The sequence below is a fragment of the Pseudomonas sputi genome (genome assembly GCF_021603585.1).
Taxonomy (GTDB): domain Bacteria; phylum Pseudomonadota; class Gammaproteobacteria; order Pseudomonadales; family Pseudomonadaceae; genus Aquipseudomonas; species Aquipseudomonas sputi.
Genome location: NZ_BQHI01000013.1, coordinates 1 through 10,883 on the forward strand (window position 1 = coordinate 1; position 10,883 = coordinate 10,883).

At 57.9% G+C, this 10,883-nt stretch carries 14 protein-coding genes; 2 read left to right on the top strand and 12 right to left on the bottom strand.

What is annotated here, in order from left to right:
• Positions 1-230: 230 nt before the first annotated feature.
• Complete coding sequence (locus L6D81_RS18130) at positions 231-497, top strand: DUF3077 domain-containing protein (protein ID WP_064592784.1); 267 nt, start codon at positions 231-233, stop codon at positions 495-497.
• 58 nt (positions 498-555) lie between these two features.
• Here the strand turns inward: L6D81_RS18130 and L6D81_RS18135 are convergent, their stop codons facing one another.
• From L6D81_RS18135 to L6D81_RS18150, 4 genes are all read right to left on the bottom strand, one after another.
• Positions 556-1,266, bottom strand: coding sequence for an SDR family NAD(P)-dependent oxidoreductase (locus tag L6D81_RS18135; RefSeq protein ID WP_236181315.1), 711 nt, complete (start codon positions 1,264-1,266; stop codon positions 556-558).
• Positions 1,267-1,299: 33 nt separating this feature from the next.
• Entirely contained in the window at positions 1,300-1,944 is a 645-nt protein-coding gene (locus L6D81_RS18140; protein ID WP_236181316.1) for a DsbA family oxidoreductase, read from the bottom strand.
• Entirely contained in the window at positions 1,941-2,159 is a 219-nt protein-coding gene (locus tag L6D81_RS18145; protein ID WP_007952610.1) for a tautomerase family protein, read from the bottom strand. Before L6D81_RS18145 ends, L6D81_RS18140 begins: the two co-directional genes overlap by 4 nt.
• Positions 2,160-2,507: 348 nt before the next feature.
• Positions 2,508-3,041 (bottom strand): PBECR2 nuclease fold domain-containing protein, encoded by a 534-nt coding sequence (locus L6D81_RS18150; protein WP_236181317.1) that lies wholly within the window; start codon positions 3,039-3,041, stop codon positions 2,508-2,510.
• 447 nt (positions 3,042-3,488) lie between these two features.
• Between L6D81_RS18150 and L6D81_RS18155 the strand changes: the two genes are divergently transcribed.
• Complete coding sequence (locus tag L6D81_RS18155; RefSeq protein ID WP_236181318.1) at positions 3,489-4,415, top strand: LysR family transcriptional regulator; 927 nt, start codon at positions 3,489-3,491, stop codon at positions 4,413-4,415.
• On the opposite strand, the gene L6D81_RS18160 is transcribed toward L6D81_RS18155, so the two are convergent.
• The 8 genes from L6D81_RS18160 to aguA all read right to left on the bottom strand — a co-directional run bounded on the left by L6D81_RS18160 (position 4,332) and on the right by aguA (position 10,854).
• Complete coding sequence (locus tag L6D81_RS18160) at positions 4,332-4,649, bottom strand: AzlD domain-containing protein (RefSeq protein WP_007952614.1); 318 nt, start codon at positions 4,647-4,649, stop codon at positions 4,332-4,334. The genes L6D81_RS18155 and L6D81_RS18160 overlap by 84 nt on opposite strands.
• Entirely contained in the window at positions 4,628-5,344 is a 717-nt protein-coding gene (locus tag L6D81_RS18165) for an AzlC family ABC transporter permease (RefSeq protein ID WP_085608636.1), read from the bottom strand. The genes L6D81_RS18160 and L6D81_RS18165 overlap by 22 nt, the downstream gene beginning before the upstream one ends.
• Positions 5,341-5,718, bottom strand: coding sequence for a GNAT family N-acetyltransferase (locus L6D81_RS18170; RefSeq protein ID WP_007952618.1), 378 nt, complete (start codon positions 5,716-5,718; stop codon positions 5,341-5,343). The genes L6D81_RS18165 and L6D81_RS18170 overlap by 4 nt, the downstream gene beginning before the upstream one ends.
• Positions 5,719-5,797: 79 nt before the next feature.
• Complete coding sequence (locus tag L6D81_RS18175; protein ID WP_011331995.1) at positions 5,798-6,544, bottom strand: 2OG-Fe dioxygenase family protein; 747 nt, start codon at positions 6,542-6,544, stop codon at positions 5,798-5,800.
• 232 nt (positions 6,545-6,776) lie between these two features.
• Positions 6,777-8,078, bottom strand: coding sequence for an OprD family porin (locus L6D81_RS18180; protein ID WP_236181319.1), 1,302 nt, complete (start codon positions 8,076-8,078; stop codon positions 6,777-6,779).
• Between the two features lie 299 nt (positions 8,079-8,377).
• Complete coding sequence (locus L6D81_RS18185; RefSeq protein WP_236181320.1) at positions 8,378-9,046, bottom strand: DsbA family protein; 669 nt, start codon at positions 9,044-9,046, stop codon at positions 8,378-8,380.
• A 243-nt stretch (positions 9,047-9,289) separates the two neighbouring features.
• The gene (locus tag L6D81_RS18190) at positions 9,290-9,502 is read right to left on the bottom strand and encodes a hypothetical protein (RefSeq protein ID WP_236181321.1); all 213 of its coding nucleotides are present in this window, start codon (positions 9,500-9,502) and stop codon (positions 9,290-9,292) included.
• Positions 9,503-9,747: 245 nt separating this feature from the next.
• Positions 9,748-10,854: an agmatine deiminase gene (gene aguA, locus L6D81_RS18195; protein WP_236181322.1), complete on the bottom strand. Its 1,107-nt coding sequence runs from the start codon at positions 10,852-10,854 to the stop codon at positions 9,748-9,750.
• Positions 10,855-10,883 lie beyond the last annotated feature (29 nt).

Sequence of the window (10,883 nt, forward strand, 5' to 3'; positions counted from 1 at the left end):
TCTGTGAATTGCTCAAGCAGCTCTTTCGGGATTTTTGGCAGCTCTCGCAACGCGGGTTTCTTTTTGGTTGGCATACATGCACCTCTTACTCATGTTATGCCCGAACACAAAATTTCTGACACCCCCACGAAGTGGCAGCGCTCCTTTGATACAGGGAGTTTCACAAATGATTAGCATCGATCCGTCCAAAGTCTGCCCTTTCCACCAACCAGCCAACGGTAGGTGAAGCCATGACCAACCCTCACGATCTGAAAACCCTCGGCCTCACCCATTTCTCTTTTCAATCCAACCACGCACTCTTCCGCACCACCCCCGGCGTCCCGGTCGCCACCGCCCTCTCCCACGCCTCCCATCTGCTGCACATTTCCAAACTGCTCACGTCAGATACTTCTGCCGCCAACGATCCGGAACTCCACGCCTGCGCCTCGCAATATTTGCAGGAGTTGAGCAAGGCGCTGGTCGACGACGCGGTCAAAGTGCTGAGTCCAGATCCGTAAACCGTCGCCCACAAAAAAGCCCTCGCATCGCTGCAAGGGCTTTGTGTTTCCGCATCAATCAGTGCCCAGCGCTCTGCCCACCGTCCACATGCAGAATCTCGCCAGTCACAAACTTCGCGTTATCGAGATACACCACCGCCTGCGCAATGTCATCGATCTCGCCCATGTGCCCAACCGGATGCAGCGCGCCCAGTGCCGCGTGGGTTTCCTCGCCGTGCATCGGCGTCTTGATGATGCCCGGCGAGACCGCGTTCACCCGGATGCCGCGCTTGGCGTATTCGATGGCCAGGGATTTGGTGGCGGCGTTGAGGCCGCCCTTGGTCAGCGAAGCGAGGACCGAGGGCACGCCGTCGATGGCGTGGTCGACCAGGCTGGTGGTGATGTTGACCACGTGGCCCTTGCCTTGTTTTTCCATCTCGGCGATGGCCAGTTGGGTGATGTAGAAGAAGCCGTTGAGGTTGACCGACAGCACCGCCGCGTAATCTTCCGGGGTGTAGGCAGTGAACGGTTTGGCGACGAAGATGCCGGCGTTGTTGACCAGGGTGTCGATGCGGCCGAAGCGTGCAACGCCTTCGCTGATCACGCGTTGAGCGGTGGCAGGGTCGCCGATGTCGCCAGCGATGGTCAGGATCTGCGGGTCGTTCGACGGTTTGATCGAGCGCGAGGTGGCGACGATGTTGTAGCCCAATTCACGGAAGGCCTTGACCATGCCTTCGCCCAGACCTTGGGAGGCGCCAGTGATGACGACGGTTTTTTTCGAATTGCTCATGATGAAATCCTCAATCAATAAGTGGGTGTTGAATCAGGCGCTAGCCAGTTGTCTCAGCATTTGTTCGTAGTACTCGACCGATTGCGAACCGGAGACCAGGTGCTTGCCGTTCAGGATCAGCGCGGGCACCGAGTTGATCCCGTGCTGCCGGTAAAACGCCTGCAGTTGCCGCACTTCGCTGGCAAATTCGTCGTTGGCCAGCACCTTGCGGGCCCTCGCCGCATCCAGCCCCGCTTCGGTCGCCAGACGGATCAGCGTCGGGTGATCGTTGGGGTTGTCACCGTCGCGGAAGTAAGCGCGCAGCAGGATCTTTTTCAGCGCGACCTGGCGCCCTTCCTGCGCTGCCCACATCAGCAAGCGATGGGCATCGAAGGTGTTGTGAAAGTGCGTGCGTTTCTCCAGGTCGAACTCGAAACCGATGCCCTTGCCGCGTTCGATCTGCATCTTCTTGCCGGCGGCGACGTCTTCGGCGGTGCGGCCGTATTTGCGCATCAGGTGCTGCACGGCCGGTTCGCCTTCGGCGGGCATGTCCGGGTTGAGTTCGAAGGGCTTGTAGGTCAGCTCCACCGAAACCTCGCCGGCCAGATTGCCGATCGCCTGCTCCAGCGCCGTCGCCCCGAGTGCGCACCAGGGGCACACCACGTCGGAGACGAAATCGATGGTCACGGTCGGGGTCATGACTGGCCCCGTTCCGCCAGCTGTCGGCGGTATTCGGTAGTGGTGATGCCGGCGTAGCCCCAGTTATCGGTGTCGACTTCTTCGATCACGATGTGGGTCAGGTCCGGGCGTTTATTGAGGACGCGTTCCAGGGTTTCAGTGATTTCGGCGATCACCTGAGCTTTCTGCTCACGGGTAACGCCGTCGCGGGTGATGCGTACGCTGACAAATGGCATGACGACTACTCCAGTGACCTGCCCTCGGGATGATGGTCAGGTGTTGGAGCTCAATTTAGGCGTGTGCCGGGAGGGGAAAAAGTAGGGGTGGGGTACTTCATTTATAATGCGGTGTAATGAATTGATACGTCTATGTCGCTACCGCTTACCCATTGAAGTCGTAGGTTGACACATCAGATTCAGTGGCCGAGAATCGGCCCCAAGAGCGCGAAACCGACTGCCATCAGGTGGCGATAGTCGGCGTTAGGAACCCCGTTGATGACCTGAAAATCAGCGTTCGGGTGAGACCTCTTCTCCCCTGCTTGAGGGAGCACAATATCAAGCAACTTTTTCGTGAAGGGCAGCCTGTTAAGGCTGCCCTTTTTGTTTGGGCCATCGGTATCGTTGGAACAGCAGCTCTCCATGCCGATGCTTGTTCAGTCCCTTTTTGTCACAGTTCATGAAGTTCCAGAGTACGTTGCCGTGATCGATATGGATCACGACCAGCATCTGGTATTTCGTGTTGTAGACACCGATGTATGTCAGTCGGAAAGAGTCGTCATCGTAGGAAATCTTCCAGATCTCTAACGGCTTTTTAAGGGTATCTTGCGCGAAGTCCGTGAAGCGCTCTCGAGCATTCGGGCGTTTTTCCACAATGTGCAACAAGTGCTCGCGCCTCACCAGAACTGGGCAAATGGGTGTCTCAATCACTGTTGAATTGAGGCCGTCATGAAGTCCGAAGCCTTTGGCAACTTGCTCCCATGCAGCCTCCAGACTCTCGGCACCCGGACGTTCTCTGATCGCAGAAGTCAGCAACTCGGGATCAATGTCCCGAATGTCCGGTAAACCAAGATCCTTCCAGTTCTTTTGTTCAGGTAACGCCCTGCTCCCAGGCACACTCATTGACATCCTCTCGCTAGCTTCGCGGATGCCGGCATTGCCTGGATATCCAATCGCCTCGGACTGAAAATGTCCCGAAATTAACTGCCTGATATTTCAGCCACTTGTGCTGCGGTAATAAATCAGCCCGTTCTTGTCTTTCAATAGGAGGCTTCCGGCATCAACGCTGAACAGCGCGAGAGGGCTGTACGAAAATGTCCCAGCCGCTGTAGCCCCACCGCACAAAAAAAGTGCCCGACTCCTTCGAGTCGGGCACTTTTTTTGACCCCAATCACCCCCACGTCACCAAAAACCCCGATCCTGTGTCAGCCTCCAGCCATCGGCGGGGGAATCAATTCGCTACTAATTGCGCGACAACTATGCTCAGGTACAGGAATATAGCCGGCAAATGGCGCCGTTCAGGCCGTCACATACACAAAAATACCCAGCCCACTTCAGAGGGCATTACCCATGGATAGCAGAACCTTACGCAACCTCATGCGCATCGTGCAGACCGGCTCGTTGTCGGCCGCAGCCGAGCACTCGTGTCTGACTGTGCAGGCCCTGGCCGCACAGTTGAACAAGGTCGAAGAGCAGTTCGGTTTCCGCTTGTTTAGACGATCCAACAAGGGACTGACGCTGACGCCGCAAGGCACGGAGCTGACGCCCTATATGGACAGAGTGCTGATTGCCACGCGGCAGATGGAAGAGAAAGTCGAAGCCTTGAAGGTGCCGGGACAGCGCACGTTGAAAGTGGCGTTGAACACCACGCTGGCGCCGGACTTCAACCGGCGAATGATCGGACGCCTGATCGAGGTGTTTCCCGATTACCAGATGGAATTCAGCTACGCCGAGTCGATGGAAAACCTCAGCAAACTGAAGAACGAGGACTTCGATCTGGCGGTGCTGATCGGCCCGCAGCGTCCGGGCTTGCCCAGCATTGTCCTGCCGGAAGTGCAGGTGCAGGTGGTCGGCGCGCATTGCGGTCAGGAGAATGATCCGCTGACGTTGCTCGGCAACAAGTTTCAGGTGCGTCCGGCAGAAGATTGCCCGTATTCCCACAGCTTTTTGCGTTTTCTCGACGCAGGGCTGGGCAATCACGAGAACAGTCAGCGCACGATCTACTCCTGCAGCGAAACGCTGACCCTGTCGCTCATCACCCAGATGGACGCGGTCGGCATGGTCTCCCGCGAGGCCGCGCAGAAGAACGGCCTGACGATTTTCCCGGGATTCGAGGATTTCCTCGAAGTGCGCCTGGCGGTGAACAACCCGGATCTGTCCGGCCAGGCGTTGAACGACGTGGTCGATCTGCCGCTACATGAACGAACCGAGCGCAATGTACGCAGCCGTCCCAACCGCCACACTGAGAAAGAGGTTTTTGCTGAAATACGCACATAACAGCGTCGGAATCGCTGCATAGAATTCCGGGCGATCGAGCTGTATGTGCTGATCCTTGATCAACAAGGGTGTCAGGCTGATCGCAGCGACGATCGCCACCGGCAGGTATTCCAGCGCGCGGGCGACGAAGGGCGGCCAGTGCTCGGTATTGACCTGCAGCGGCAGGGCCCGTGGCAGGAAGGTCACGGCCATCATCAGCGCGACCACCAGGATCAGGAACGTTTGGTCAGGCATACACCCACTCCGCAGCCCACAAACGTGGCGATGAAAACGTTGAATGGCGAGCTGCCCACCAGGCTCAGTGCGCCCATGCAAACCACCGCGGCCAGGGCAGCAATGAGTTTGTTGCGGGTGTTACACAACGAGACCAGCACGTAGAGCATCATCGCGGTCAGCGCGTAATCGAGCTGGTATTTGATCAGGTGCGAGGCGTACTGCGCACACAAGGCTCCGAGCAATCCGCCGATCACCCAGGAGGTGTGGCAAAACAGGTTGAAGCCGATCAGATATCGGATGTTCACCGGTGCCCCGGTGCCCAGTTTGACGCTGTGGAAGGCGAACGATTCATCGGTCAGGCCGCCGGCGTAGCACCAGCGCTCCATGCGGCTCAGGCCCAGCGCCCGCAGGGCCTTCGCCATGTAGACCGACATCAGCATGTGCCGCGCATTGATCAGAAACGTGGTCAGCACGATGGTGGTCAGTGACGCACCGCTGCTGATCAGCGCCAGCGCCGCAAACTGCGAAGCGCCGGCATACACGAACAGACACATCGCCACCGGCAGCCACAGCGGCAACCCGGCATTGACCGCCATCAGCCCGAACACGAACGACACGGTGAAGTAACCAGCCACCACCGGGCTGGCTTCGGCAAAGGTGCGCGATGGCTGACGGTCGACCATCAGCGGCGCACTGCCGGATGTTTCATTCATAGATCCCTCTCAAATGTCCGCTCGCCGTGAGGTTCGCAAAAACCCTGGGCCGTCCAGAAACGCTTGCCCGCGAGGTTAGCATCGTCGACGAACAGAAACATCCGCAGCACACCGACCCGTTTCATGTCGGCCGACGCTGCTTCCACCAGCCGCTGGCCCACACCCTGACTGCGATAGCGCAGGCTGACCGCCAGATGGTTGATCGTGCCGCGACTGCCGAGCATGCCACCCAGCACCGCACCGACGATTTCGCCTTCCACATCGAAGGCGAGATAGGCCGTGGTGGTCTTCTGGATCAGCACGCCGCGCAGGCATTTGGCGTCCTGCCATTCACAGAACGACACTTCGTCGAACTGGCGGAAGAAGCGCTCCATGCGCTGCGCGTCCTTGGCCGTCGCGCGCCGCAGCACCACCGGCGTCGAGCATTCGAGGCCGTCGATTGGGGTGATCTGATTAGCGAACAATGTCGAAAGCGGTCCCGGGCCGCGAGAAGGAAATCGCCAGGATCTGCCGGTACGCCATGGCGTGGGAGTGAGTGTTGCGTGCCGGTGTCACGTAGTGACGCATGTCGCGGTCGAGGAAGTAGGTGGTGTCGAGGATTTCCTGGTAGGTGGTCGACGCCAGTTGCTGCTCGTGAATGTCGTACAGGCGGCTTTCGGCGCCCTCGACATTGTTGCGCCCCCAGAAGTGCACGCCGCTGAACGGGTAACCGTCGCAGTGAATCCCTTCCGGCGTAATTTCCAGTTGTTTGCCGGGCTTGATCTCGATGCGGATCTGATGGATCTGGCACTGCCAGATTTCATCGTGCAGCTCTTCCGGCAACACGCTTTTGTACACTTCGAAATCGGTGTCGATCAGGCTGCGCATCACCGGCGAGCTGATGACTTCGTCCGAGAAGTCCTGGAAGTGCCGCACCACGCCGCCCACATAGCTGTTGTTGGCTTTGGACTGTACGTACGCGCGATGTTCCAGTTGCTTGAGTTCGCGAGTCTTGGGGTTGTATTCAAAGTCGCTGTAACGACGGTAACGCATGCCGGCTTCGGCCTGACCGTAGTAACTGTCAGGCTCCATGTTTTCCCAACTTTTGGTCAGTCTGACGAAGTCGGCGAAATGACCGTAGAGATTGAAGTCAGCACCCTGCACATTGGCGTACTTGTCGCGCCGTAGCGATTCGCCCACTTCTCTGGTTAAAACGATCATTACCAAATTCTCCGCTGCATTGAGCGGCCTAATCTATTAGGTGGAGAATTTGCGTCCATGAGAAAGAATTTCAGGCATTTAAAGCCCTGTTTGAAACGCGATTTGAAACGGCTTGAAAGTGCATTTCAAATGACAAAAACACGGGTTTTTATGCTGTTTTCGCGAAAAACGTCAAAAAAAAACCCCGAACCAGTCGGGGTTTTTCTGACGCGTTTCGCGGGTCAATCGATCATCAGAAGATGTTGATCGGATAATCCACGAACACACGCAATTCGTTGCCGCTGACGTTGTACTCGCTGGATTTCTGCGACACACGCAGGATCGAGCTGCGCAGCTTGATGCTCAGGTCTTTGGCCGGGCCACTTTGCACGACGTACTTGAACTGGTTGAAGATCTCACGCTCAGTGCCGCCTTCGCTGGTGGACGTGGTGATGTTGTCGCCACGCACGTACGCGAAGTTGTAGCTCAGACCCGGTACGCCGAACGCCGTGAAGTCCAGACCGTAACCCAGCTGCCAGCTGCGCTCGTCTTCAGCGTTGAAGTCGGACCAGTAGGAGTTCGCCAGGTAGATGGTGTTGCCACCGTCACCCACGCGACCTTGTTCTTTCTGGTAGCCGCCATAGGCATAGCCCAGGTTGCTGTCGCCGGTGGAACGCTGGTGCGCCACGGTGAACGAGTGCGGGCCAGTGGCGAAGGTCGCTGCCAGGCTCCAGATCTTGTTGTCATCGCCGGTCACACCGTTTTCGCGGACATAGGAGTTGTCCAGCTTGGTGCGGTAACCGTTGAAGTCCAGGGTCAGGGACTGATCCTTGTCGATCGGGAACACGTAGTTGGCGTTCACGTATTGTTTCTTCAGCACGTCTTCGACGTCGGAAGCGTACAGCGCTGCCTTGAACTGTTCGGTGAACTGGTAGCTGCCGCCCAACACGTTGATCGACTTCAGACCACCGCTGTCACGACCTTCGGCGCTCTTGCGCGATTCGGCGGTGAAGCGACCGGCATTCAGCTCCAGACCTTTGATCTCTTTGGAAGTGATCAAGGTACCGGTATAGCTTTCCGGCAGCAGACGCACGTTGTCGTAGTTCAGCACCGGCAGGGCCGGCATCTGGTCGCCGTAAGTCAGGACGGTGTTGGAGATACGAAATTTGACGGCTGCACCGCCCTTCGACAGGTCATGAGCGGCTTTATCGCTCGAGCCCGGCGGATGATCGCCCTGCTTGAAAAAGTCGATACCCTGCGCGCCGGTACGACCTTCGCCACCGTCCAGACGCAGCGCGTACAGACCGAAAGCGTCCACACCGACCCCCACGGTGCCTTGGGTGAAACCGGACGAGAACGTACCGATGGCCGCCTGGCCCCACTCGGCTTTATCTGGACGACCGTCTTTGTAGTCACGATTGATGTAGGCATTGCGCAGCAGCACTTTGAGGCTGCTGTCTTCAACAAAACCCTTGGACTCGGCCTGGTCGTTAGCCATGGCCGAAGTGGCACTCAACATCCCCAGTGCGATCAAACTGATTCGCTTGTTCAACATTTTGTTTTCCTTATTACGGGTTGAAACGCGCTGTGTCGAACGGCTGAAACGGCGCTTGGTGCACTCTTTTATTCACCCCGAAACAAAAAGACCCGCTCAAGACACTGTCATGGCGGGCCTGCTCCTGATTTTGTGTCATGGCGGTTAGCCACAGGCGTTGGGCCGAATCGTAGCCGCGCCCTCAACAACGTGTCAATTTCAAGAATCGTCTTTAAATAGGCGAAAAACGTCTAAAAAAAGTAAATTTTGCGATGGCTTCGTGCACGGATTTGCCAGCAGTCAGGGATTTTGATGCGGGATTACGCGCAACCATCGAGGCCACAAACCGGCAGGGTTTCAGTGCCACGCGCAGGTGTAAACGACTCGTTCAACCATTGGGCGAAGGCTTCTGGTTTGCCGAGCCACGGCCCGATATCAACCAATGTGAATTGACCCTCCTGTTCCAGTGCGAAAGTTGGAAAACCCTGCCCACCCAGTTTTGCCAACAGGGCGCGGCTGTTCTTTATGTGTTGTTCGGTGTCGACGGACTGCAAGGCGTTCAAGAACATATCGGCGTTGTAGCCCTGCTTCACCGCGTATTCCACAAGCACACTTTCGTCGGCAATTCGGCGTCCCTCGACATAGTGCGCAGTCTGCAAACGCCCCAGCAGTTCCAGGCCACGGCCATCGATTGTTTCGGCTGCCAGCACGGCGGCAATCGGCGGTGCCGAATCAAACACCGCCGTGTGATCGCGTAACAGGCCTTCGAAATAGGCGTCACCAAAAGGCTGACCCGTGTATTCGGCAATGCGCCGGTCATGAGGCATCACGTAATTGCGCAGTTGCGGTGAAACATTCTGGCGGTTGGCACCGGTCATCATGCCGCCGGCGTGGGCGATCACCGGCAGCACTTGCTGTGCGGCGTGCACCAGCGGTTTGGCGCCATAGCACCAGCCGCACAACGGGTCGTAAATGTAGTGAAGGGTCATGGGAATGCTCCGGCTGGAAGGTGGGAAAAATGATGTCGGCACATTAGGCCCTCGGTCGTTACGGAAAAACGCCGGAATGGCTTTCAGTCTGTTTCGGCAATCGGTCAAATCGAGACCGGCTGCCGCCACTTCCAGATCAGGCAGTCAACCTGGTGGGCATTGGCACCTACCGTTTCCGATCTGCGCCCATAAAAAAAGCGCTGCCATCCCGGCAGCGCTTTTTACAATCCCTGTTTGTTCTTCTTATCCTTCCATCACATCCCAGAGTGCTTCCAGTTCGGCCTCGCTGAACAGGCCAGCGGGGTAACGCTCGATCATCATCCGGCGCGGATCAGGTTCCCTGATCTGACGCGTTCCATTGGACTTCAACCAGTGCGCGACAATCTGGAGCGACTCACTGTTGACAGGCATGGGATGCAACGTCCGCTCGCTGATTACGTTCACTTCGGCGTTCATTTCAGCGCTCTCTCCCCGTTCATGAGCGGCTACGTTATCCAAGGTTTATGACAGAACTGTTGAAGTTCTCCCCCCTCCCTAGTGCGCCATGATCGATACAAGAGCTATGCCAATGTCTGGAAACGGCCGACAGGCGGATATAAAGAAACCCGCAGTCCTGACGGGCTGCGGGTTTCTCTTCAAGCGTGGGCAATCAATGACTGCCCGGTCGATTTTTCAATCAACTCAAGCTGTTACATCCGCACTCACTCTTTGTGCGGCGCGGGTTGCTGTTGGGTAAGGCAGTGAATATTGCCGCCCCCCAGTAACAGTTCGCGCCCCGGCACCATCACCACTTCGTGTTGCGGGAACAGGTTCTGCAGGATCTCCCGGGCCGGAGCGTCCATCGGGTCGTCGAAGCTCGGCGCGATGATCCCGCCGTTGACGATCAAGAAGTTCACGTAGGAACCGGCCAGACGCACGCTCGGGTTGCGTTCCTGAGTACCGTCCACCGGGTCCACGCCCGCGCATTCTTCTTCGGTGGCAAACAGCGGCCCCGGAATCGGCATCTTGTGCACCGTGAACGGGCGGCCCTTGGCGTCGGTGCTGCTTTCCAGCACTTTCATGGCGGCCTGGCAGCGCGGGTAGTTCGGATCCTGCGGATCGTCGGTCCACGCCAGCAGCACTTCGCCCGGACGCACATAGCAGCAGAAGTTATCCACATGGCCGTCGGTTTCGTCGTTGAACAGGCCATCCGGCAGCCAGATGATCTTGTCCACCGACAGGTTTTCGCTGAGCACCGCTTCGATTTCTGCGCGGCCCAGGTGCGGGTTGCGATTGCGGTTGAGCAGGCATTCTTCGGTGGTGATCAGGGTGCCTTCGCCATCGACATGAATCGAGCCGCCTTCGAGCACAAAGCCTTCGGTGCGGTAGCGCGGACTGCGCTCGATCTCAAGGATCTTGCCGCCGACCTGGGAGTCGCGATTCCACGGCGAATACAGGCCGCCGTCGAAGCCGCCCCAGGCGTTGAAATCCCAGTTCACGCCGCGCACTTCGCCGCTGTTGTTGATCACGAACGTCGGGCCACTGTCGCGAACCCAGGCGTCATCGCTGGACATCTCGACCACGCGGATATTCGGCACGTCGAGGCGAGCGCGAGCGTTTTCGTACTGGCCGGCGGAGACCGCTACGGTTACCGGTTCGAAACGCGCGATGGCCTTCGCCACCGCCGCGTGGGCAGCCTGCGCCGGTTTGCCGCCCAGACGCCAGTTGTCCGGGCGTTCGGGCCAGATCATCCAGGTCTGGGTTTGCGGTGCCCATTCGGCCGGCATGTAGAAGCCATCGGCGCGTGGTGTGCTTTTCAATGTGGTCATGTCGATCAGGACTCCAGGGAACCGTCGAG

Coding starts and splice junctions, on each gene's coding strand:
- L6D81_RS18185 (WP_236181320.1), bottom strand. CDS start 9,046: ATGACCCTTCACTACATTTACGACCCGTTGTGCGGCTGGTGCTATGGC.
- L6D81_RS18180 (WP_236181319.1), bottom strand. CDS start 8,078: ATGTTGAACAAGCGAATCAGTTTGATCGCACTGGGGATGTTGAGTGCC.
- L6D81_RS18165 (WP_085608636.1), bottom strand. CDS start 5,344: ATGAATGAAACATCCGGCAGTGCGCCGCTGATGGTCGACCGTCAGCCA.
- aguA (WP_236181322.1), bottom strand. CDS start 10,854: ATGACCACATTGAAAAGCACACCACGCGCCGATGGCTTCTACATGCCG.
- L6D81_RS18130 (WP_064592784.1), top strand. CDS start 231: ATGACCAACCCTCACGATCTGAAAACCCTCGGCCTCACCCATTTCTCT.
- L6D81_RS18135 (WP_236181315.1), bottom strand. CDS start 1,266: ATGAGCAATTCGAAAAAAACCGTCGTCATCACTGGCGCCTCCCAAGGT.
- L6D81_RS18160 (WP_007952614.1), bottom strand. CDS start 4,649: ATGCCTGACCAAACGTTCCTGATCCTGGTGGTCGCGCTGATGATGGCC.
- L6D81_RS18170 (WP_007952618.1), bottom strand. CDS start 5,718: ATGGAGCGCTTCTTCCGCCAGTTCGACGAAGTGTCGTTCTGTGAATGG.
- L6D81_RS18140 (WP_236181316.1), bottom strand. CDS start 1,944: ATGACCCCGACCGTGACCATCGATTTCGTCTCCGACGTGGTGTGCCCC.
- L6D81_RS18155 (WP_236181318.1), top strand. CDS start 3,489: ATGGATAGCAGAACCTTACGCAACCTCATGCGCATCGTGCAGACCGGC.
- L6D81_RS18190 (WP_236181321.1), bottom strand. CDS start 9,502: ATGAACGCCGAAGTGAACGTAATCAGCGAGCGGACGTTGCATCCCATG.
- L6D81_RS18150 (WP_236181317.1), bottom strand. CDS start 3,041: ATGAGTGTGCCTGGGAGCAGGGCGTTACCTGAACAAAAGAACTGGAAG.
- L6D81_RS18175 (WP_011331995.1), bottom strand. CDS start 6,544: ATGATCGTTTTAACCAGAGAAGTGGGCGAATCGCTACGGCGCGACAAG.
- L6D81_RS18145 (WP_007952610.1), bottom strand. CDS start 2,159: ATGCCATTTGTCAGCGTACGCATCACCCGCGACGGCGTTACCCGTGAG.